Source organism: Paenisporosarcina macmurdoensis (assembly GCF_042658845.1).
GTDB lineage: Bacteria > Bacillota > Bacilli > Bacillales_A > Planococcaceae > Paenisporosarcina > Paenisporosarcina macmurdoensis.
Map to the genome: position 1 here is coordinate 1 of NZ_JBHSRI010000038.1, position 21,749 is coordinate 21,749.

The 21,749-nt window shown below is 39.8% G+C and carries 19 protein-coding genes, 8 tRNA genes and 1 rRNA gene; 27 read left to right on the forward strand and 1 reads right to left on the reverse strand.

The genetic code is table 11. The features are described 5' to 3' along the window. Positions 1-57 precede the first annotated feature (57 nt). From rrf to ACFPYN_RS17450, 9 genes are all read left to right on the forward strand, one after another. A 5S ribosomal RNA gene (rrf, locus tag ACFPYN_RS17410) occupies positions 58-173 on the forward strand. Positions 174-187: 14 nt separating this feature from the next. Then, positions 188-262, forward strand: a tRNA-Asn gene (locus ACFPYN_RS17415). Between the two features lie 7 nt (positions 263-269). After that, positions 270-342, forward strand: a tRNA-Thr gene (locus tag ACFPYN_RS17420). Positions 343-377: 35 nt separating this feature from the next. Continuing rightward, a tRNA-Glu gene (locus ACFPYN_RS17425) sits at positions 378-452 on the forward strand. A 305-nt stretch (positions 453-757) separates the two neighbouring features. After that, positions 758-833: transfer RNA gene (locus ACFPYN_RS17430), tRNA-Val, on the forward strand. 15 nt (positions 834-848) lie between these two features. Next, positions 849-932, forward strand: a tRNA-Tyr gene (locus ACFPYN_RS17435). 19 nt (positions 933-951) lie between these two features. Continuing rightward, positions 952-1,026 (forward strand) — tRNA-Gln (locus ACFPYN_RS17440). Positions 1,027-1,045: 19 nt separating this feature from the next. Beyond that, positions 1,046-1,118, forward strand: a tRNA-Lys gene (locus tag ACFPYN_RS17445). Positions 1,119-1,138: 20 nt separating this feature from the next. Then, positions 1,139-1,211 (forward strand) — tRNA-Ala (locus tag ACFPYN_RS17450). 249 nt (positions 1,212-1,460) lie between these two features. Here the strand turns inward: ACFPYN_RS17450 and ACFPYN_RS17455 are convergent. After that, positions 1,461-2,369, reverse strand: coding sequence for a LysR family transcriptional regulator (locus ACFPYN_RS17455; RefSeq protein WP_377736405.1), 909 nt, complete (start codon positions 2,367-2,369; stop codon positions 1,461-1,463). 76 nt (positions 2,370-2,445) lie between these two features. Between ACFPYN_RS17455 and ACFPYN_RS17460 the strand changes: the two genes are divergently transcribed. From ACFPYN_RS17460 to ACFPYN_RS17545, 18 genes are all read left to right on the forward strand, one after another. After that, the gene (locus tag ACFPYN_RS17460; RefSeq protein ID WP_377735909.1) at positions 2,446-3,510 is read left to right on the forward strand and encodes a citrate/2-methylcitrate synthase; all 1,065 of its coding nucleotides are present in this window, start codon (positions 2,446-2,448) and stop codon (positions 3,508-3,510) included. Between the two features lie 52 nt (positions 3,511-3,562). Further along, positions 3,563-4,147, forward strand: a complete 585-nt coding sequence (locus tag ACFPYN_RS17465) for a GNAT family N-acetyltransferase (RefSeq protein ID WP_377735910.1) — start codon at positions 3,563-3,565, stop codon at positions 4,145-4,147. A 67-nt stretch (positions 4,148-4,214) separates the two neighbouring features. Further along, on the forward strand, positions 4,215-5,120 hold the full coding sequence (gene rocF / locus ACFPYN_RS17470) for an arginase (protein ID WP_377735911.1): 906 nt from the start codon (positions 4,215-4,217) through the stop codon (positions 5,118-5,120). Positions 5,121-5,825: 705 nt separating this feature from the next. After that, a complete protein-coding gene (locus ACFPYN_RS17475; protein WP_377735912.1) occupies positions 5,826-6,131 on the forward strand; it encodes a hypothetical protein in 306 nt (101 codons plus the stop codon). Positions 6,132-6,769: 638 nt separating this feature from the next. Beyond that, positions 6,770-7,333, forward strand: coding sequence for an RNA polymerase sigma factor SigW (gene sigW, locus ACFPYN_RS17480; RefSeq protein ID WP_377735914.1), 564 nt, complete (start codon positions 6,770-6,772; stop codon positions 7,331-7,333). 12 nt (positions 7,334-7,345) lie between these two features. Then, the gene (locus tag ACFPYN_RS17485) at positions 7,346-7,972 is read left to right on the forward strand and encodes a zf-HC2 domain-containing protein (protein WP_377735915.1); all 627 of its coding nucleotides are present in this window, start codon (positions 7,346-7,348) and stop codon (positions 7,970-7,972) included. A gap of 128 nt (positions 7,973-8,100) precedes the next feature. Continuing rightward, a complete protein-coding gene (gene cdaA, locus ACFPYN_RS17490) occupies positions 8,101-8,937 on the forward strand; it encodes a diadenylate cyclase CdaA (protein WP_377735917.1) in 837 nt (278 codons plus the stop codon). Beyond that, positions 8,930-10,234: a CdaR family protein gene (locus tag ACFPYN_RS17495; RefSeq protein ID WP_377735919.1), complete on the forward strand. Its 1,305-nt coding sequence runs from the start codon at positions 8,930-8,932 to the stop codon at positions 10,232-10,234. The genes cdaA and ACFPYN_RS17495 overlap by 8 nt, the downstream gene beginning before the upstream one ends. A 27-nt stretch (positions 10,235-10,261) precedes the next feature. After that, the gene (glmM, locus tag ACFPYN_RS17500; RefSeq protein ID WP_377735920.1) at positions 10,262-11,614 is read left to right on the forward strand and encodes a phosphoglucosamine mutase; all 1,353 of its coding nucleotides are present in this window, start codon (positions 10,262-10,264) and stop codon (positions 11,612-11,614) included. Between the two features lie 994 nt (positions 11,615-12,608). Beyond that, complete coding sequence (locus tag ACFPYN_RS17505) at positions 12,609-13,058, forward strand: Lrp/AsnC family transcriptional regulator (protein WP_377735922.1); 450 nt, start codon at positions 12,609-12,611, stop codon at positions 13,056-13,058. A gap of 327 nt (positions 13,059-13,385) precedes the next feature. Then, positions 13,386-14,327, forward strand: coding sequence for a nickel ABC transporter permease (gene nikB / locus ACFPYN_RS17510; RefSeq protein ID WP_377735925.1), 942 nt, complete (start codon positions 13,386-13,388; stop codon positions 14,325-14,327). A 16-nt stretch (positions 14,328-14,343) separates the two neighbouring features. Then, positions 14,344-15,240 (forward strand): ABC transporter permease, encoded by an 897-nt coding sequence (locus tag ACFPYN_RS17515; protein WP_377735927.1) that lies wholly within the window; start codon positions 14,344-14,346, stop codon positions 15,238-15,240. 119 nt (positions 15,241-15,359) lie between these two features. After that, positions 15,360-16,916, forward strand: coding sequence for a glutathione ABC transporter substrate-binding protein (locus tag ACFPYN_RS17520; RefSeq protein WP_377735929.1), 1,557 nt, complete (start codon positions 15,360-15,362; stop codon positions 16,914-16,916). Between the two features lie 8 nt (positions 16,917-16,924). Then, entirely contained in the window at positions 16,925-17,938 is a 1,014-nt protein-coding gene (locus tag ACFPYN_RS17525) for an ABC transporter ATP-binding protein (RefSeq protein ID WP_377735931.1), read from the forward strand. Continuing rightward, positions 17,913-18,914, forward strand: a complete 1,002-nt coding sequence (locus tag ACFPYN_RS17530; protein ID WP_377735933.1) for an ABC transporter ATP-binding protein — start codon at positions 17,913-17,915, stop codon at positions 18,912-18,914. Before ACFPYN_RS17525 ends, ACFPYN_RS17530 begins: the two co-directional genes overlap by 26 nt. 27 nt (positions 18,915-18,941) lie before the next feature. After that, positions 18,942-20,546, forward strand: coding sequence for a gamma-glutamyltransferase family protein (locus ACFPYN_RS17535; RefSeq protein ID WP_377735935.1), 1,605 nt, complete (start codon positions 18,942-18,944; stop codon positions 20,544-20,546). After that, positions 20,540-21,136 carry a chromate transporter gene (locus tag ACFPYN_RS17540; RefSeq protein ID WP_377735937.1) on the forward strand — a complete coding sequence of 199 codons (597 nt, stop codon included), beginning with the start codon at positions 20,540-20,542 and terminating at the stop codon, positions 21,134-21,136. The genes ACFPYN_RS17535 and ACFPYN_RS17540 overlap by 7 nt, the downstream gene beginning before the upstream one ends. After that, positions 21,133-21,663 (forward strand): chromate transporter, encoded by a 531-nt coding sequence (locus tag ACFPYN_RS17545; protein WP_377735939.1) that lies wholly within the window; start codon positions 21,133-21,135, stop codon positions 21,661-21,663. The genes ACFPYN_RS17540 and ACFPYN_RS17545 overlap by 4 nt, the downstream gene beginning before the upstream one ends. Positions 21,664-21,749: the final 86 nt, after the last annotated feature.

Here is a 21,749-nt window from a genome sequence, read left to right on the forward strand (position 1 = left end):
TTGAATGGCTTTCAATGGCCCGTTTATCCAGTTTTGAGTGAACAAACACTCAATAAGTCTAGTGATAATGGCAAAGAGGTCACACCCGTTCCCATACCGAACACGGAAGTTAAGCTCTTTAGCGCCGATGGTAGTTGGGGGTCTCCCCCTGCGAGAGTAGGACGTCGCTAGGCTTTTTTTATTTTATTCCGAAGTAGCTCAGTGGTAGAGCAATCGACTGTTAATCGATTGGTCGTAGGTTCGAGTCCTACCTTCGGAGCCACTTTCTTGCTTCCATAGCTCAGCAGGTAGAGTGCTTCCATGGTAAGGAAGAGGTCACCGGTTCGAGCCCGGTTGGAAGCTTTTTTCCAAGAATACATACTCGTTAAACTTTATTAGGCCCCTTGGTCAAGCGGTTAAGACACCGCCCTTTCACGGCGGTAACACGGGTTCGAATCCCGTAGGGGTCACCAATTTCTTTTTACGTAATTAAAACCAGTACGTAAAAAGAATCAAAAGCAAGTGTTTCTAGAAAACAATCGACTGAATGGTGGAACGTACAAAAGTACGTGACTGACATGAATGAGTGAGTTGACAACGAAATGCGCAGGTTTTCATTCTTACATTTCTTTTTACATAACTATAACCAGTATGTAAAAAGAATCAAAAGCAAGTAGTTCTAGGAAACGATCGAATGAATGAAGGAGCGTACTCAAGTACGTGACTGAAGGAATGAGTGAGTTGACAACGAAATACGAAGCTTTTCATTCTTTTTAACGGAGGATTAGCTCAGCTGGGAGAGCATCTGCCTTACAAGCAGAGGGTCGGCGGTTCGAGCCCGTCATCCTCCACCATAATTTTTTACCCTTGGAGGGGTAGTGAAGTGGCTAAACACGACGGACTGTAAATCCGTTCCTTCGGGTTCGGCGGTTCGAATCCGCCCCCCTCCACCATTTTTTTATTTATGTTCGTTGGGGTATAGCCAAGCGGTAAGGCAACGGATTTTGATTCCGTCACGCCCTGGTTCGAATCCAGGTTCCCCAGCCATACATTTTCATAATTTTACGAGCCATTAGCTCAGTTGGTAGAGCATCTGACTTTTAATCAGAGGGTCGTAGGTTCGAATCCTACATGGCTCACTTTCTTTTCAAAACTTCTTGGGGCCTTAGCTCAGCTGGGAGAGCGCCTGCCTTGCACGCAGGAGGTCAGCGGTTCGATCCCGCTAGGCTCCATCCTATTTAAACAAAAGACACATGGAATGTAACACATTCCATGTGTCTTTTTTGTGATATCAGAAAGTATTAGGTAATTTCGAACTTGGAAATTGGTTTCGTCTGTTCAACTTGGATTGTCATCCACTCGCTTGGAGAAGAACACCATTCCTACGGAGAAAGACACCAGTTCATACAGCCAAGTTTGATTTAAGTGGCATGCTCTTACTGTTTGGAGTCGAGCTAGAATGTGCGTAGCGCTTTTTGTATTCATCCAAAATAATGACTTGATAACAAATGGATGAATTCTTTTTCCAAATCACCTTGTTTCTTTACTAACACATAGGTAGTGACTTTCGGTAATTCAAATAAATCAAAAGGAACGTTCATTAATCTCCCTTCGAGTAATTCTCTTCTAACAATCGAATGTGGCAAAAAGGATATACCCAGCCCATCTTGAATAAAGCGCTTGGTGATATGAGCTTGTGATACTTTCATAGTACGTATACCAGGAAAATGTTTTCTGAGTAGTGCCAGGACGTCATCCCAGAATACTGGGTGATGGTGGGTAAATAATGTGTAAGTCGCTAAGCAATCCATTATATCGATAGGTGGTCCTGTTTCATCATCATAACTGTCTACGGGAACGATAAACAAAAGGGGTTCTTCGAAAATTGGAATCGATTGAAGATTTTTAGAGTGCGCATCTACTGCTGAAATCCCAAGATGAACAACTCCAGAATTGACGAGTGTTTCAATGATATTTGATTCCTCTACACGAATTGTGATTTCAAGGTCAGGATGTTGCCTCATAAAAGTTCGTAAGATATAGGGCAAGATGGTTTCTGCAAGTAATGGAGAGATGGCAATCGTCCAGTTTCTTCTGAATCCTTGCTTATAAGATTGAATGCTTTGAACACTTTCTTCGAATTGGACAAGGAGATTGTCGGCTTTTTCTATGAATAACTTACCTGCATCAGTTAACGTTACACGGTTTTTGTTGCGATCAAATAAAGGAATTCCTAAAAATTCTTCCAATAATTTAATATGAACAGTTACGCTGGGTTGAGACATCAACAGTTGTTCGGAAGTTTTACGGAAATTTAATGTTTTTGCAGCTACGCTAAACGTTTTAAGCCATTGAAGTTCGATATAAATTCTCCTCTTTATTAAATAAATTAATTGATTTAATTATAACTATTTAATTTTTATAATCAATATTAAAACATATACTGCATATATAGGAGGCGATAGTATGTTTAAAAGAGGATTAAAAGATGTGGTGGCGGTTCATACAAAGATTGCGTCTGTGGATGGAGAAAAAGGAGAATTGCGTTACCGTGGAGAACTTGTGGATAAGGTCATTCCAAATACGAGCTTTGAAGAGTTGTCCACATACTTATGGACAGGAAGCAAGGAAGTGATTTCTCCGTTGTTTATAAAAGGGCGAATTCTTCCACAACATGTGCATAACTTGCTTCAAACGTTGCCAAATGATCTACAAGTTATGGATGCCATGAAAGCCGCTATTGCTGTTTTTGGGACAAAATCATTTCTGAGTAAATCAAATGATGAACAATCAATCCTACTAACAGCAGCATTACCGGTTATCATAGCGACGTTTTATAGAAAACAACAAGGACTTCACCCCATAGAGTCTCGAGATGATCTTGGGCACACGGAAAACTTTTTATACTTACTAACAGGGATATCCCCAACCCCTGCACAAGTTGAAGCGCTAGAGACATATTTGTTAGTAACAATGGAGCACGGTTTAAATGCATCAACTTTTGCTGCACGTGTGACCATCTCAACTGAGTCGGATATTCCATCCGCAATTGTGTCCGCACTTGGAACGATGAAAGGTCCGTTACACGGAGGAGCACCTTCAGGAGTTCTCAATTTATTAGATGATATGAAGTCACCTGAACATGTACGGTCTGTCATAGAAGGAAGACTTGCAAAAGGTGAACGTATTATGGGATTTGGTCATCGCATTTATAAAACGGAAGACCCTCGCTCGATTTTACTACGCGAAAAATGTTTAGCTCTACAAGGTGAAGATGCGTGGTTGGATCTAGCGACATATGCAGAAAAAGAAATAATTCAACTGTTAAATGAACATAAGCCTGGGCGCAAGTTATACACAAATGTAGAGTTCTATGCTGCAGCAATTATGCGAGCAATAAATCTTGATCCAGCATTATTCACACCTACATTTAGTGTGGCAAGAATTGTTGGATGGACAGCCCATGCTATGGAACAAGTTGAAGATAATACAATTTTTAGACCACAATCTGTTTATATTGGGAAAAATTAAGTATGATAGAAAGAAAAGCAGCATAAATAGCTAATTTAAGGAGTTGCCAACTATGAGTGTGATTTTAATGCATGATGACGTGACGTTGCGACCTATGAAAGAATCTGATATCACACGTTTGTGGAAAATAACCACACCAGACATATTTACGTATATGGTTAATCAAATTCAAACACCTGAAGAATTTGAAAAATGGATGGAAATAAGTTACGAGCAAATGAAAAATTCGAACACGTCCATGGTTTTTGTAATTGCTGATATAGAAACGGATGAATTTTTTGGCTCCACACGACTTTACAACATTGATCACGCGAATAAATCATGTGAAATAGGTGCAACTTACTACGGAAAAGCATTTCAACGAACTCATGTTAATACAATCTCAAAGTGGTTACTCCTTAGTTATGCTTTTGAAACACTTGGAATGATACGTGTTCAATTTAAAACAGATGAAGAAAATTTATTTTCTCAAAAAGCAATTGAACGAATAGGAGCAACAAAAGAAGGCATATTACGAAATGAACGTATACGCTCGACTGGAAAACCGCGGAATGCAGTGGTGTACTCCATTATTGAAAGTGAATGGGAATTTGTTAAAAAGAGACTGGAAGAGAGAATGAATATTTATACGAAATAATGTCGGGTTGAGCCAACACCCCTTCCCGTTTTACAATAGACTTAAGGAAATGGGGAGGTATAAAATGATGAATAAATTAAATATATCTTTAATAGGTGTACCAATGGATTTGGGTCAAAATCGTCGCGGAGTAGATATGGGGCCAAGCGCAATCCGTTACGCGGGGGTAGTAGAGCGTTTAGAGGAAATTGGACACACGGTAACTGATGAAGGTAATATTCAAATTGCAGCTGCTGAAAAAACGGCATCACCAGATACAAACCTTAAAAACTTAATAGAAGTAACAGATGCAAGCACGGCTTTAGCCAATAAAATTCATGATGTGATGGAAAACGGTCAATTCCCACTAATTTTAGGTGGCGACCATAGTATTGCGATTGGAACTTTAGCTGGTTTAGGCGATCGTTATGACAACTTAGGTGTGATTTGGTATGATGCACATGCAGATTTAAATACAGGAGAAACGTCTCCTTCTGGAAATATTCACGGTATGCCACTTGCGGTGAGCATTGGATTGGGTCACGAGAAATTAGTGAACATCCGAGGATTTGCACCAAAAATCAAACCTGAAAATGTAGTCATTATTGGTGCTCGTTCAATCGATCCGGGAGAACGTGAATTAATTAAAGAAAAAGGGATTAAAGTATTTACGATGCATGACATTGATAAGCTTGGGATGACGGCAGTTATGAACAATGCGATGTCATACTTAAAAGACCGCAATGTCGATGGTCTTCATTTATCTCTAGATTTAGATGGAATTGATCCAATTTACACACCAGGTGTTGGTACGCCTGTACCGGGTGGTATTAGCTACCGAGAAAGTCATTTAGCAATGGAAATGTTGTTTACATCGGATATGGTTACGTCTACTGAATTTGTGGAAGTAAATCCAATCTTGGATGAAAAAAATAAAACCGCTGATGTGGCTGTAGCTCTTATCGGTTCACTATTCGGAGAAAAATTATTATAAGTTTCAACCAAACTGTTCGACCTAGCGTTAACTGCTAAGGTCGAACAGTTTTTTTATGCGGTGAGAATCTTGGCTATTTACCATTTTTTAGCACAGGTTATTTCACGAGAGAAAGGATAATAAGCCTTTGCGGCGGCTGCTTATCGTTCGGGAGACCGGTTACAAGATTTTGCTCAAATTATTTTCTAGTAATGTTGATAACAACCAAATGGGATACTATTCCTCGGACAGGAAAAGCGAAATCGCCAAAAACCCATCAACTCAACAATGTATAGTTCTTGAATACGAGATGGATCGGTGAAAAGAGGAAGAAGTGAGCGTTGATATAGGTTGGTTCGTAGGGGATAACTTCCTAGGCGTAGTGTTATGTCAACCTGTTGTGTATGTTCCATACGCTCATGTTGGGCGATTCTATCGAGGATTTGCAGATAGATTATCCAGTTTTTATATTAAACTAACGAGAGAGGTTAGGTAATACTATTATATTTCGTGATACACTAATAGGAAAAGTATGACAAAATGGGAAGTTGAAATATGTCTGATAATAAGAATGAAATTCTCAAGTGTTACTCGTCCAAGATGGGGATCAAACGGGGATATAATCAACTTAAAGTAACGGTCAGGATGGTTTAATAATGGCCGTTCTTGAAGAGAAATCTATAAAAAATTATTTTATCACTTCAAAAAATTAGCATGGAGGTACTTATGAAATATTTCAGCGAAAAGGAAGATAACGGAAGTATATTTGCAGTTTTTACGCATCAGAAATATGAAATACCATTACAGGAAATAATGCTCTATAAGAAGCATAAAACGGAAGGGGTAACCTATGCCTTATATAATGAAGAAGGGATCGTCTATTTACTAACACTGGTTTCGGTTATGAATAATTGTATATGTGGTTATGGCACCTATGGTAGACCATATTGTAAAATTGAAGAGATTAATAATTACTCTTTGGATACATTAGATAAGTCTGCTTACAACTGGTATATGACAATAGCGAAATAATTGAAATGTGTATTATTGATGTATTAAAGCTAACTGGTGTTTAGTTGAACAATCGACTGCCTTTACAAGGCGGCTTTTCTTATGACCTAGATTTAATCGTGTACCTATACTTAGGGTCGAATGGTTACTGAACTTAGATTGTTGAACGAGTTCTTGAACATTAATGAAAGAGTTAATCCTCATAAAAAATTGTAAACATGGAGTGTTCAGTAACTCCTGGTTTTCTCAACAGAACCTTAACGGATGTTTTTCTGGGAAATATAACTAGTTTACGTTAGTTATTGACTGCCTTTTACATGACAGTCTTCTCATGAACCTAGGAGAATACATCTTTTCGATCAGGAAGTATGTTATCTCTATATGCCTATCCTAAATAAACAATATTTAAGTGCTGCAATTGAGAAGGTAAAAAAATTAAAAATTTTTAAACTCAATAAGCATCACACTTGTATTCGGTATACATAAATGAGTGAAATAATTCACCAATATAAAGTTTTGAAATGGGTAAACTTTCTATAAAATTGTAAGTATTTTGAAATAATTTCTGATATAATAGAACTAATTTAAAAAATGATGAAACCTGTCTAACCTTTAATCCGTATAAGTAAGACAGCCGCATGAGCGGAGGGGAACTCACGATGGATGCGTTGATTAATAAAAGAATAAAAGAAGTGTTAAAAGGCGATCAAAACGCATTCGCGGAGATTGTCGAGTTGTATCAAGATAAATTGTATCGAATATGTTATCGTATGCTTGGCAACAAACACGAGGCGGAGGATATTGCCCAAGAAGCGTTTGTTCGGGCCTTTATTAACATACATACATTTGATACAAATCGAAAATTTTCAACATGGTTGTACCGAATTGGAACCAATTTGTGTATCGATCGTATAAGAAAGAAGAAACCGGATTATTACTTAGATGCAGAAGTTGCGGGCACTGAAGGATTAAATATGTATTCGCAAATCGCTTCGAAAGAAGAATTACCGGAACAAGAAGTGTTGAAAATGGAAATGCAAGATCGTGTTCAATATGAAATTAGTCGACTGCCGGATAAGTATCGGGCAGTAATTGTGCTTAAATATATGGAGGATTTACCACTCCAAGAAATAAGTGATATTTTAGAAATGCCACTTGGTACTGTGAAAACACGTATTCACAGAGGGCGTGAAGCTCTTAGAAAGCAATTGAGTAACATGTAGGAGGGATTAACAATGAATAACTGCCCAGATCATATCGTTCACTATATGCATGAACATTTAGATGGTGACATTAGCCGTGAACATGAGCTGGAGCTTCAGGCACATTTGACGAGTTGTCCATCTTGTCAACAACATATGCACGAGTTAGGTAAAGTCGCTGTGTTTGTTCAGAGCGCTTCACATATAACAGCACCGAGCGGTTTTGTGGAGAACGTCATTGCACGTATGCCAAAAGAGACATCAAAAGTTGGAATGAAGCGTTGGTTCCATAGCCATCCAATGCTTTCAGCAGCAGCCTTGTTTTTGATTTTAATGAGTGCATCGTTGTTTAGCAGCTTTAATGATGATCAACAGTTCTCGTTTACAAAACAGCCGAATATCGTGGTTGAAGGAGAAAAAGTAATTGTTCCAGCTGGCGAAATCGTGAATGGAGACATTGTCGTTAAAAATGGCGATCTTCAAATTGAAGGTGAAGTTGAAGGGGATGTAACGGTTATTAATGGAAAGCTAATGGCGTCAACGGCGAATGTGACTGGTGAAATAGAAGAAATCAATCAATTGTTTGATTGGCTTTGGTACAAAATGAAAGCAGGCGCGAAGGATGTCACTTCGTTATTTGACCGTAAAGAAGAACAGTAAGCCTACCCTTAATGGATAGGCTTATTTTTTATGACTATCCTCTTTTCCTTCTTGGACAAAGCAGAGTACTAGACCTTTATGTTATAATAATTTCATATGAATATGTGTAGAAAAGTGGGGGATGCCACATGCCGTTTATTGACCAATTCACAGATTTGACGCCGGTAAACGCGCTCGTTAATATGCTTGATGTGTTACTCGTGTGGTTTGTCATTTATAAAATTTTCACTTTAATAAAAGGAACCAAAGCGGTTCAGTTATTAAAAGGAATCTTTGTAATTGTAATTGTTAGGGTGCTAACGCAAACATTTGGCTTGGATACACTTGGTTGGATGATGCAAAAAATTATTGACTGGGGTTTTCTGGCGGTTATTATTATTTTCCAGCCCGAGTTAAGACGCGCCCTCGAACAAATTGGACGCGGCAAGTTATTTGCCCGCACGAGCCTTCAAGAAGCGGAAGAGCAAAATCGTTTAATAGAAGCCGTATCGAAATCAGTAAGTTATATGGCGAAACGCCGTATTGGTGCGTTGATTTCCATTGAACGCGAAACAGGTTTGAGTGATTATATTGAAACTGGTATTCAAATGAATTCTGAAATTACTTCGGAATTATTGATTAATATTTTCATACCGAACACTCCACTTCATGATGGAGCGGTTATTATGCAAAAAAATAAGATAGCGGCGGCTGCGTGTTATTTGCCGTTATCTGAAAGTCCATTTATTTCAAAAGAGCTAGGAACTCGTCATCGTGCAGCACTTGGTATAAGTGAAGTAACCGATGCGATTACGATTATCGTTTCTGAAGAAACCGGTGCAGTGAGTTTAACGTCAAACGGAGACCTTCACCGAAATCTTTCCATTGAAGAATTTGAAAGACGCTTACGTAAAGTGTGGTTCGGTCCAGAACCTGAGCTTGTAAGCACTTCTAAATGGACGTGGAGGGGGAAAAAGAATGGATAAAATGATGGATAGCCCTTGGTTTTTGAGAATCACTGCGCTTCTACTTGCCATGCTTTTGTTCTTGACGATTAAATCCGGTGAGGAAAACTTAGACGTAGCCGCCAATGGCAATTCGACGGATGTAGTTCGTGATGTACCGGTTGAAGTTTACTATGATGACGAAAATTTGGTCGTGACGGGTGTTCCCGAAACTGTTGATATGACAATTAAGGGGCCAACATCACTAGTGCAATCGGCGAAACAATTGCAAGATTTTACAGTCTTTGTGGATTTGCGTAATTTGAATATGGGAGAACATGATGTCATGCTTCAAGTTGAAAATGTATCAGACAAGCTGCAAGTTACTTTGGACCCTGCATACATTGAAGTCAATATTGAAGAAAAAATAACCCGTGAATTACGTGTCGATCCTGAATTTAATGATCGTTTACTAGAAGAAAATTTTGTTGTAACAAATATGAAGTCGGATCCACAACGTATTCTAATAACGGGTGCGAAAAGTGTTATTGAAAGTATTAGCTTTGTAAAAGCAACAGTAGCAGGAGAGCAAGGAATCAATAAGACGTTTACACAAGAAGCAAGTGTAAAAGTATTGGATAAGGATCTTTCAAAATTAAATGTCACCATCGAACCAGAACAAGTAAATGTGACAGTTGAAATTGAAGAATATAGCAAGGAAATACCAATCACTCTTCGGCAAATTGGGATACCAAAAGAAGGCGTAACGATTAATGACTTAACGCCTTCGTTTGGCAATGTGCGTGCATTTGGGAATCGAACAGCCATTGATGCTTTAGAAGATATAGTCGTAGATGTTGATATCAGCAAATTAGACGATTCTGAAGAGCTTAAGGTGAAAATACCGGTACCTAAAGGTGTTTCTCGAATTTCTGAGACTCAAATAGACGTAGAAGTGGATGTTACTCCAGCACCTATTGAAGATCCTTTGATAGATGATTCCGCTCAAACTGAACCGGAAGTTGAAATTCAACCTGATGTAGAAGATACACAAGAAGATAAAACCAGAGAGTTTGCAGATTTAAATGTGGAAGTAAGAGGTTTAGATGAAGCGGATGAATTTTCGTTCATTCAACCTGAAGATGGACAACTTATTTTAACAGTTCAAGGTGAAAACCCGTTGCTAGACACATTGAATGTAGAGGATTTTCAAATTTATGTAGATGCAAGTGAAGCTGAGAACGGTAAAAATCAATTTGATATTACTGTAGAAGGTCCTGAAAATGTGACATGGAAGGTATCGATACCTTCCGTCACAGTGGATATAGTTAGAGCTTAAGTTGGACTTGAAGGAGAGAGTATATATATGGGTAAATATTTTGGAACTGACGGTGTAAGAGGCGTTGCGAATAGCGAACTAACACCAGAATTAGCATTTAAACTAGGTCGTATCGGCGGATACGTATTAACAAAAGGCGCAACAAATCGTCCGAAAGTATTAATCGGTCGAGATACACGAATTTCAGGACATATGTTAGAAGGTGCACTTGTAGCAGGTCTTTTATCTGTGGGTACTGAAGTTATGCGTTTAGGTGTCATTAGTACACCTGGTGTGTCTTACTTAACACGTGTGATGAGTGCAGAAGCGGGCGTTATGATTTCAGCTTCTCACAATCCAGTCGCTGATAACGGAATTAAATTCTTTGGTTCAGATGGCTTCAAACTTTCAGATGAACAAGAAGCTGAAATTGAAGCGCTTCTTGATGCGGAAAAAGATGAACTGCCAAGACCAGTTGGAGGCAATTTGGGCTCTGTAACTGATTATTTTGAAGGCGGTCAAAAATATATTAGTTATTTAAAACAAACATTAGATGAAGATTTTGTTGGCATTCATGTTGCATTAGACTGTGCACATGGAGCGACCTCTTCATTAGCAACTCACGTATTTGCTGATTTGGATGCAGACCTTTCAACAATGGGAGCATCACCAAACGGTTTAAATATTAATGAAGGTGTCGGATCTACTCATCCTGAAGTTTTAGCTAAATTTGTAGTGGATAAAGGAGCTCATGTGGGGCTTGCGTTTGATGGCGATGGAGATCGCTTGATTGCGGTAGACGAAAAAGGTCAAATTGTAGATGGCGATCAGATTATGTATATTTGCGCGAAGCATTGGCACAGCGAGGGTCGTTTGAAAAAAGATACAGTGGTTTCAACGGTTATGAGTAACATGGGCTTCTATAAAGCACTTGAATCTCATGGAATGACGAGCGTAAAAACAGCTGTTGGCGATCGTTATGTGGTCGAAGAAATGAAGAAAAACGGCTACAACTTAGGTGGAGAGCAGTCTGGCCACATCGTGTTCTTAGATTACAATACAACTGGTGACGGTTTATTATCGGGTCTGCAACTCGTTAACATTATGAAAGTTACAGGCAAAAAGTTATCTGAGCTTGCAGCTGAAATGACGATTTTTCCGCAGAGACTTGTAAATGTTCGTGTGACAGATAAACATGGTGTAACGGACAATGCAAAAGTTGCAGTTGTCATTGAAGAAGTAGAAAAAGAAATGGCTGGAAATGGTCGTATTCTTGTACGTCCATCGGGTACAGAACCATTAGTGCGTGTAATGGTCGAAGCATCAAATAAAGAAGATTGCGATCGTTATGTAGAGCGCATCGCTGCAGTTGTGCGTACTGAAATGGGATTAGCTGAATAATTTTAATGGAACCAGCTTCTTTTAGAGGCTGGTTCTTTTTTTAAAGATAAGAAAGTATATAATCTTAATTCCATAAACCCATTGTTTTAAGTGCTTTGGACAAAAAGATGATTCATTAATAGTGTTGATTTCCGTTTCAGGCGGACGCTTTCCACGGGGCGGACGGTGAGCCTCCTCGGTCGCTTCGCGATCTGCGGGGTCTCACCTGTCCCGCTAATCCCGCTGGAGTCGCCGCCTTCCACTACAATCCATGAAGTGATTAGTAACCAACAAGAAAATCTTTCAACTGCTTATTGCGAAGACACGAATATGTGATTTTAAGTTATCTAGAGATAGAACCAACCTATAATCTTAGTTGCCATCTATATTAGTTGATTGAAGCGCAGGTGGCGACTTCTGCGGGAATAGCAAATGTTTTCTGCACCGAAAGCGAAGCGGCAGGTGCATGAGCTGAAGACCCCGCAGGAAAGATACTGGTCAAAGCCAGTATCTTTGCGACGAGTAACCGCAGGAGCATATGTTTTTGCAGTGACGAGGAGACTGAAGCCGTGCCCGCGAAAAGCGTCCACCGTAGCGAAAATCAACAGGTTACTATGATTACCCTTCTTAAAAGGACCGGGCGCACTTTGCTCGGTTTTTCTTAATTTTTCAAGAGTTTCAAGCAACACCCCTGAACTTGGAGGAGCCATGTCTAACTCTAAGCACCAGCTCGCGTGTCATTTTATGGGAAAAGAAAGACAATTAGCCTTTCATCCTTCCAGCACTCGATTCAGTTGCTCCAGCGCAAGAGTCGGATTAGATTGGCCTGATCTACTTTTCATTGTGTCGAGCTAGAAGACGCTTTACGCTTTTCTTAAATTGCCTTGAAAATGATGTCGTTGTGTTTTAATATCAAGTTAATTGAATACAAGTTGTAAGAATATTGTATATTTAACTTCCTTTTTGAAAAATGTTTTCGTATAATACCTATATAATGGTAGAAAGTGGGTGTCGTATGCGTGTAGATGATACAGACAAACGTATTTTAGAGTTATTAATAGCCAATGGACGTTTATCGTATGTCGATATAGGAAAAGAACTTAATTTATCAAGAGTAGCTGTTCGAGAACGAGTGCATCAATTGCAAGAAGCAGGAGTAATCGAACGTTTTACAGTGGTCATCAATTCTGAAAAAGTGGGGAAGAGTGTCTCGGGATTTTTTGAAGTAGACTGTGAACCCTCATCACTAGTGGAAGTAGCTGAAAAACTTGCAGATAATCCGAGTGTGGCGAGTTGTTATCAAATGACGGGTCCATCTACCTTACATATGCATGTACTGGTCGATGATTTCTCCAATTTAGAGAAATTTATTAACGAAGAATTGTATGCTTTAGGTGGCATCACGCGTGTTGAGAGTCACATATTATTAAGGCGATTCAAAAGTAGAAGTGGCTTAAAATTATAATTACATGAAGACCCTTACATTTCTCCTGAAATGTAAGGGTCTTTTTATGTGGGAATTTCTGTATCCTAAATGGTTGGAAACGTTTTCATGCATATACATACAATTTACACCATAGTGTTTAGTATTCTTATCGTTACATTACGATGTGTATAGGTATATGGAATTAATAAAAACGAAATGACTTAAAAAAACAATAAATTATAAGTTTTTTGAATATTCCTATAGATTTATATTATTTTATAGTCTATAATCACAATTAACAAATAACAACCATTTGTTAATGAAAACAATAAAATTGGTTAACAAATGTAAGAAGGTGGGGAGTAAATGATAGCTTTGATTGTTCGAAGGGGAGTACAACTTGTATTTTTATTACTAGGTATTTCATTTCTTGTATTTTCATCCATGTATATCGCACCTGGAGATCCAGCCACTATGGTAGGTGGACCAACCGCTACAGATTCAGATTTAGAAGCGATTCGCGATAATCTTGGTTTGAATGATCCATTTGTCGTTCAGTATGGCAGGTATGTGAAAAATGCAGTTCAAGGTGATTTTGGTTATTCCTATCAAACAAAACAAGCAGTTTCCGAGGCTATATCCATACGCTTTCCCAATACATTTAAACTCGCAATTGCCAGTATGATTGTTGCGGTAGTTATTGGTATCTTTGCCGGTTTAATATCCGCATTAAAACATAACTCTTGGCTAGATGTAACGTCAACAACGTTTGCTCTTGCAGGGATTTCTATTCCAAACTTTTGGTTAGGGGCACTATTAATTTTAGTGTTTGCAGTGAATTTAGGCTGGCTTCCAGTTGGTGGGTTATCCGCACCATTCTATACGGTTGAAGGAATTAAACAATTGATACTGCCAGCAATAACACTTGGCACCGGTTCAGCAGCCATGATTGCTCGGATGGCTAGGTCTTCAATGCTCGAAGTGATCAAAGCTGATTATGTAAGAACAGCAAGGGCAAAAGGCGTGAAAGAACGAAATGTTATTTGGATTCACACATTGAAAAATGCCATGATTCCTGTTATTACCGTTATTGGTCTAAACTTTGGTTTCCTCCTTGGTGGAACAATCATTACTGAAAAAGTTTTCGCTATAAATGGTGTGGGGAGATTAATGATTGACGCCATTGCAATGAGAGACTTCCCGATGGTTCAAGGTTCGGTGTTGTTAGTTGCCACCTTATTTGTAGTCGTGAATTTAATAGTAGATATCGTTTATACCTTTATTGATCCACGTATCAGCTACGACTGATGAAAGGAGACACTATATGACAAACGCGGTACTGACAACAGATGAACGAGCACCGGTTGTTAAAAAGAAAGAAAAAGTATATGTTACAACGCTAAAACGACTGCTGAAAAATAAATTAGCGGCTATAGGGATAATTATTATTCTTTTACAAATCGGAATGGCTATTTTTGCACCGATTATTGCTACACATGATCCTATTAAACAAGATTTAATTAGCAGCGAGCTTCCTATGTTTTCTGAAGGTCACTGGCTAGGTACTGATAATTATGGACGAGATGTCTGGTCACGTATTGTCCATGGAGCACGAATTTCATTGTTAGTGGGTATTACAGCCGTTTCTCTTGGCTTGATTGGAGGGGTTACGTTAGGTCTGCTTGGTGGGTACTACAAAAAATTAGATGGAATCATCATGCGGGTTGTAGATTTGCTATTCTCGTTCCCAGGTATTTTGTTAGCCATGTTAATTATTGCGGTATTAGGGACGAGCTTAGTCAATGTGGCCATCGCCATTAGTATTTGGTCCATTCCGACATGCGCTCGAATCGTGCGGGGTTCCGTACTCTCCATTAAACAAAAGGAATATATCATGGCGATGAAGTCTCTAGGAGCCTCAGATCTACGTATAATGATTCGTCATATTTTACCGAATGCATTTGCACCGATTATTGTTTTTGCAACAATGCGAATGGGCACAGCCATATTATCGACAGCATCACTCAGTTATTTAGGGTTAGGTGCTCAACCGCCAACACCTGAATGGGGTGCCATGATCGCACAAGGTCAAGACTATATGTGGACATCACCACATTTAACGATCGTGCCAGGTATTGCCATCATGTTAACGGTTTTTGCTTTTAATGTAGTAGGGGACGGATTACGAGATGCACTAGATCCAAACATGGATATTCAATGAAAAGCGAAAAGCGCCACTCTAGCTCGACGCTGGCGCTTGCAGCCAGACACAATGAAAAGCACAACGAGATCTTGGAGTTAACGGGAGACACTATTAAAAATGGAGCAGGGGGAAGATTAATGAAGAAAATTGTATGGTTATCACTAGTGGTAATGATGTTACTTGTTTTAGCAGCTTGTGGTGGTGGAGAATCAGCATCAGCTCCTAAAGAATCTGACGGGTCAGCAAGCGGAGATAAGGCGAGTACTGAGACATTTACGTACGCATCTACTTCGGATGTTGTAGGGATGTCGCCAATTTTAACGAATGATTCAGTATCAGCTAATATTACGGAACATGTTTATGAAAAATTATTTGAACGTAATATCGAAACGATGGAATTTGATCCTCAATTAGCAGAGTCATATGAAATGAAAGATGACAACACATGGGTAATTAAACTTAAAGAAGGCATTAAATTCCACGATGGAACGCCTTTTAATGCAGAAGCAGTAAAATACACATTTGATAAATTACGTGATCCGGCAACAGCTGCACCACGTGCATCATTATTAGAGCCAGTTGATACGATTACAGTAATTGATGAAAATACAGTGGAAATTAAAACAAAATATCCATACGGTGCATTTTTAGCTGCATTATCACATTCTAATGCAGCAATTGTGAGCCCAACAGCTGACCAAGCACAAGATTTAATGAAAGAGCCAGTTGGAACAGGTCCATTCAAATTTGTTAGCTGGACATCTGGTGATCAAGTGGAGTTAGAAGCAAATGAAGAGTATTGGGATGGTGCACCTGATCTCAAGAAGGTTGTATTAAAAGTTGTACCTGAAATTTCAACCGCTATCTCTATGCTACAAGCAGGAGAGATTCAATTTATTGACAACTTACCAACAGAACAAATCAAACGTCTTGAAGCAATGGAAAATATTAATATCGAGAAAAAAGAAGGAACACCTGTTTACTATTTAACATTTAACCATTCACGAGAAATGAATCAAGATCCTGAATTCCGTGAAGCGGTGGCAGCAGCTATTGATCGCGATGCATTCGTTACAAAATTAAATGGTTTAGGCGTTCGTAGTGATAGTGTCGTTGGACCGCAAGTATTCGGTTACGATGAATCTGCTGACGAAGCGGGAACTGCTTATGATGTAGAAGCAGCAAAAGCATTAGTAGAGAAAAATGGATACGGTGACAAGCCAATTAAATTATTGACAGCTAACCGTGACAACTTTATTTTAATGGCTGAAATTGTACAAGCTCAATTAACAGAAGCTGGATTCAAAGTTGAAATCGAGTCCATGGAGTGGGCTACATTCTTAGATACAGCACGTGGTGGAGAGTATGACATCACATTCCTAAGTTGGTCAAACGTAACGGGTGATGGTTCAGAATTGTTATATCCAAACTTCCATAGTGATAATGTTGGATCTTCAAACCGTGCTCAATACAGCAACCCAGAATTTGATGAGTTAGTTGTACAATCAAGAACAACGATTGATCAAGAGGAACGTAAAGCGATTCTAGATAAAGCAAATAAAGTGATGATTGAAGATAATGCAGTAGTTGTTATGTATCACGGAATCGTGACGGCGGCAATGGACAAAGCATACTCTGGCCTTGAATTAGATCCAAACGGTAAATGGACTTTGAAAAACGTTACTGGAGAGTAGGGTGAACCATGCAGGAGACATTATTAGAAGTGAACAATTTAGTAACTGAATTCCGTACAGCTGACGGCAACGTCCAAGCTGTGCGGGATGTCTCCTTTTCCATCGCAAAAGGGGAGACATTATGCATCGTAGGGGAATCGGGCTGTGGGAAAAGCATTACGTCTCTATCTGTGATTGGTTTGCTCCCAAGCAACGGTAGAATTGCAAATGGAGAAGTGAAGTATGAAGGAAAGCCCATTCATAACTTACCTTATGAACAGATGAGACAAATGCGCGGCACAAAAATTTCGATGATTTTCCAAGAACCCATGACAGCTTTAAATCCAGTACTAACCGTGGGTTACCAGTTGCGCGAACCGCTAATTCTTCATCATAAAATCAAGAAAAGTGAAGCAACGAAACAAGGAATAGAATTATTAAAACAAGTTGGAATCCCGTATCCTGAAAAAAGAATGAATCAATATCCACATGAACTAAGTGGAGGGATGAGACAACGTGTCATGATTGCGATGGCACTTGCTTGTCATCCTGGATTGCTCATTGCGGATGAACCGACAACTGCTTTAGATGTAACGATCCAAGCACAGATTTTGGATTTAATTAATGAATTGAAGGAAAAATTAAATATGGGTGTCATGATGGTTACGCATGATATGGGCGTTGTAGCTGAAGTCGCTGACCGAGTTATGGTCATGTATGCTGGCAAAAAAGTAGAAGAAGGTCCTGTAGCAGCTATATTTGATAACCCAAAACATCCTTATACAATCGGGTTATTAAATTCAGTACCAAATATTGATGATCCGGATTTCGAACTAGAACCTATACCCGGTTCGCTGCCGAGTTTACACGAACAGATTCAAGGATGTCGTTTCCACCCGCGGTGTAAATTCGCGACTGACAAATGTCGTGAAATTGCTCCTCCAGAATTTACAACAAAAGAACAAGGACATGTCGTGAGTTGTTGGTTACATGAAGAAGTAGAGGAGGAGGTTAAACATGGTCACCTTGTCGCCCAAATCTGAACCAAAGATACTCCTCGAATTAAAAGGTGTGAAAAAATATTTTCCTATCAAAGGCGGCATCTTAAAACGTGTTCAAGGACATGTCAAAGCTGTCGAAGATGTGTCACTGCAATTATATGAAGGAGAAAGTTTAGGGGTAGTAGGGGAATCTGGTTGTGGGAAATCCACATTAGGTCGTGCTATTTTAGGTCTTGAAGAATTAACGGAAGGCAAAATTCGCTTTCGTGATGAAGAAATTCAAGATTTAAAACGTAAAGAGAAATTGAAATTTGTTAAAGAGATGCAAATGATTTTCCAAGACCCTTATGCTTCTTTAAACCCTCGACAACGCATTGGACATGCACTCGAAGAAGTCTTTACGATGCATACCAATATGTCAGCAAAAGAAAAACGTACAAGTGTCATAGATTTGCTAAATGAAGTTGGGTTAAAAGAAGAACATTTTGATCGCTATCCACATGAATTCAGCGGTGGCCAAAGACAACGTATAGGTATTGCCCGTGCAATTGCCTTAAATCCTTCGTTTGTTATTTGTGACGAAGCGGTATCAGCTTTGGATGTATCGGTGCAAGCACAAGTGTTAAAATTATTAAAGACCTTGCAAGAAAAGTATCAGTTATCCTATTTATTTATATCGCATGATTTAGGGGTGGTTCGTTATTTCTGTGATCGCGTGCTTGTGATGTATCTTGGAACCACGGTGGAGTTAGGAACAGTAAAGGGATTATTTGCAAATCCATTGCATCCTTATACCCAAGCGCTTTTATCGGCTATTCCGCGACCATCCGTTCACGTAAATACAAAACGAATTCGATTACAAGGAGATTTACCTAATCCAGCAAATCCGCCTAGTGGATGTCCATTCCACACACGTTGTCCAATTGCACAAGATGTGTGTAAGGTTGATAAACCCGCTTGGCAAGAATATGAAATAGGTCATTTTGCTGCTTGTCATTTTGCAGGTACTAAAATTTAGAAACGAACAAATTTGAGGGGGATCATCATGGATTACTTACACCACCCATTTGCAGCGAAGCGTCATACCGTATTCGCGAAGAAAGGCATGGTCGCAACATCACAACCACTTGCAGCACAAGCAGGTCTTGAAATTTTGCAGAAAGGTGGTAATGCGATTGACGCTGCGATCGCGACAGCGGCAGCATTGACAGTTGTTGAACCAACTTCGAACGGAATTGGCGGCGATGCATTCGCACTTGTATGGACAAAAGATAAGCTACATGGTCTCAACGCCTCTGGTCCTGCACCACAATCGATTTCTGCTGAAGCTATACGACAAAAAGGACATGAAAAAATGCCTGTGTTTGGCGTGATTCCTGTCACTGTACCTGGTGTACCGGCAGCTTGGGCAGAGCTTTCACAGAAATTCGGCAAACTTCCGTTAAAAGACGTACTTATTCCAGCTATTCGTTATGCAGAAGAAGGCTACCCATTAACACCGATTCTCGGTAAGTACTGGAAAGCTGCCTATAAAAAATTCAAGGAAACCTTTACAACAGAAGAATTTGCCTCTTGGTTTGAAACATTTGCACCAAACGGACGAGCGCCTGAAGTAGGAGAAGTTTGGTCATCTCCTGGGCACGCAAAAACGTTACGTGCAATCGGTGAAACAAATGCTAGAGATTTCTATGAAGGCGAAATTGCTGATAAAATCGATGCCTACTTTAAGAAACACGATGGCTACTTAACAAAAGAAGATTTAGCTACATACAAACCACAATGGGTTGAGCCAGTTTCTGCGAATTATCGCGGATACGACGTATGGGAAATCCCGCCGAATGGACAAGGTATGGTTGCGCTCATGGCGTTAAACGTCTTTAAGCAATTAGACAAACCAGCTTGGCAAGATGCAGACACATTCCATCAACAGATCGAAGCCATGAAATTGGCATTCACAGACGGCCAAGCGTTTATTACAGAACCTGAAGCGATGCCAGTGAGCGTTGAACATTTACTATCAGAAGAATACGCAGAAAAGCGTGCGGGTGTTATCGAAGATACTGCAAGCAACCCACAACCATATGAACTTCCAAAGGGTGGCACGGTCTATTTAGCTGTTGCGGATGATGAAGGAAATATGGTTTCTTATATCCAAAGTAATTATATGGGCTTTGGCTCAGGTATCGTGGTGCCAGGCACTGGAATTGGGATGCAAAACCGTGGTCATGATTTTTCACTTGATGAAACAAATCCGAACGTCTTGAAACCAGGGAAGAGAACGTATCATACTATCATTCCAGGATTCCTAACGAAAGATGGGCAAGCAGTTGGACCATTTGGTGTAATGGGGGGATATATGCAACCTCAAGGACACTTCCAAGTTGTAACCAATACAGTAGATTTCTTATTGAATCCACAAGCTACCTTGGATATGCCTCGTTGGCAATGGATTAAAGGGAAGACGGTCCATGTCGAACCCGAGTTTCCAAATTACTTAGTGCAGAACTTGGTTAGAAAAGGACATGACATACATGTAACATCGGACGGTGGTAGTTTTGGACGTGGACAAATCATTTGGAGAAATCCCGAAACGGGCGTACTGCAAGGCGGTACAGAATCCCGAACTGACGGAACCATCGCTGCTTGGTAGAACGTCCGATATCGAAGAACACCTCCGCGCGTCCAGGACGTGTTCTTCACCGTAACCTTGGACTAGCTTTTTTTAGAATTGGTATGCTTGGATTTGGTGGAGGACCTTCCTCGATTCCATTAGTTCATCAAGAAGTTGTGAAAAAATATGAATGGATGACTGACGATGAATTTGGAGACACCCTAGCACTTGCGAATACATTACCAGGGCCTATCGCTACAAAAATGGCTGGATACGTAGGTTATCGAGTAGCGGGGGTATGGGGGCTTCTGAATGCACTCTTGGCGTCTGTCATTCCAACTGTTGTGTTGATGATTGCCTTTCTTGGCTTGCTTCAAACGTATAAAGACATTCCATGGGTACAACATATGTCCGCTTCTGTCGTGCCCGTAGTTGCTGTGATGCTTGCTGTGTTAACATGGGATTTTATTAAGAAATCCGGTGAAACGCTCGGTTGGATGCGTGCCATTATGCTATTGGCGCTATCCGCAATTCTAATAGAAGCTTTGCATATCCATCCGGCTATTGTTATTTTAGGTTGTATTGTAGCCGTCTTTTCCCCTCTCTTGAAAAGGAGGAAGAAAGCATGATTTATTGGCATCTATTTTTAGCTTTCTTTATTCCCGGTATCCTAGGATACGGCGGAGGCCCAGCTTCCATTCCGCTAGTTGAACATGAAGTGGTAGGGACTTATGAATGGTTGTCTACTCAAGAATTTAGTGAAGTAGTAGCCATTGGCAATTCATTACCTGGTCCAATAGCAACGAAGATGGCTGGATACATCGGCTATGCGGAAGGCGGTATACTAGGATCCATAGTTGCGATGCTTGCGACGGTTGCTCCGTCTTTAATCCTAATGATTTTCATGATGGCCATCTTGATGAAATATAAAGATGAGCCAGAAGTAAAAAACTTAACGAAAGTCATTAGACCGGTGATTGCGATTCTACTCGGCTTTATGACGATACAATTTGCACAACAATCCGTTGATGGCCTCGGTATTGGCTATACATTAATCATAATGGCTACGAGTTTTGTGTTATTGGAAAAAGTGAAATTACATCCAGCATTTGTCATTGCGTTGGCATTAGTCTTTGGCGCTATTACAGGTTTATGAAGAGTCGCAGCGATGCGGCTCTTTGTTTTGGTTTAGGGATATTAGAAATTTGAACACCGATTATATTTCCTTTTTATGGGTGAAGC

Bases quoted from the DNA above. Each gene is read 5' to 3' on its own strand.
- ACFPYN_RS17495 (WP_377735919.1), top strand. From the start codon at position 8,930: ATGGATAAAATGATGGATAGCCCTTGGTTTTTGAGAATCACTGCGCTT.
- glmM (WP_377735920.1), top strand. From the start codon at position 10,262: ATGGGTAAATATTTTGGAACTGACGGTGTAAGAGGCGTTGCGAATAGC.
- ACFPYN_RS17525 (WP_377735931.1), top strand. From the start codon at position 16,925: ATGCAGGAGACATTATTAGAAGTGAACAATTTAGTAACTGAATTCCGT.
- ACFPYN_RS17465 (WP_377735910.1), top strand. From the start codon at position 3,563: ATGAGTGTGATTTTAATGCATGATGACGTGACGTTGCGACCTATGAAA.
- ACFPYN_RS17535 (WP_377735935.1), top strand. From the start codon at position 18,942: ATGGATTACTTACACCACCCATTTGCAGCGAAGCGTCATACCGTATTC.
- nikB (WP_377735925.1), top strand. From the start codon at position 13,386: ATGATAGCTTTGATTGTTCGAAGGGGAGTACAACTTGTATTTTTATTA.
- ACFPYN_RS17485 (WP_377735915.1), top strand. From the start codon at position 7,346: ATGAATAACTGCCCAGATCATATCGTTCACTATATGCATGAACATTTA.
- ACFPYN_RS17545 (WP_377735939.1), top strand. From the start codon at position 21,133: ATGATTTATTGGCATCTATTTTTAGCTTTCTTTATTCCCGGTATCCTA.
- ACFPYN_RS17460 (WP_377735909.1), top strand. From the start codon at position 2,446: ATGTTTAAAAGAGGATTAAAAGATGTGGTGGCGGTTCATACAAAGATT.
- ACFPYN_RS17515 (WP_377735927.1), top strand. From the start codon at position 14,344: ATGACAAACGCGGTACTGACAACAGATGAACGAGCACCGGTTGTTAAA.
- ACFPYN_RS17505 (WP_377735922.1), top strand. From the start codon at position 12,609: ATGCGTGTAGATGATACAGACAAACGTATTTTAGAGTTATTAATAGCC.
- ACFPYN_RS17475 (WP_377735912.1), top strand. From the start codon at position 5,826: ATGAAATATTTCAGCGAAAAGGAAGATAACGGAAGTATATTTGCAGTT.
- ACFPYN_RS17520 (WP_377735929.1), top strand. From the start codon at position 15,360: ATGAAGAAAATTGTATGGTTATCACTAGTGGTAATGATGTTACTTGTT.
- ACFPYN_RS17530 (WP_377735933.1), top strand. From the start codon at position 17,913: ATGGTCACCTTGTCGCCCAAATCTGAACCAAAGATACTCCTCGAATTA.
- sigW (WP_377735914.1), top strand. From the start codon at position 6,770: ATGGATGCGTTGATTAATAAAAGAATAAAAGAAGTGTTAAAAGGCGAT.
- rocF (WP_377735911.1), top strand. From the start codon at position 4,215: ATGAATAAATTAAATATATCTTTAATAGGTGTACCAATGGATTTGGGT.
- cdaA (WP_377735917.1), top strand. From the start codon at position 8,101: ATGCCGTTTATTGACCAATTCACAGATTTGACGCCGGTAAACGCGCTC.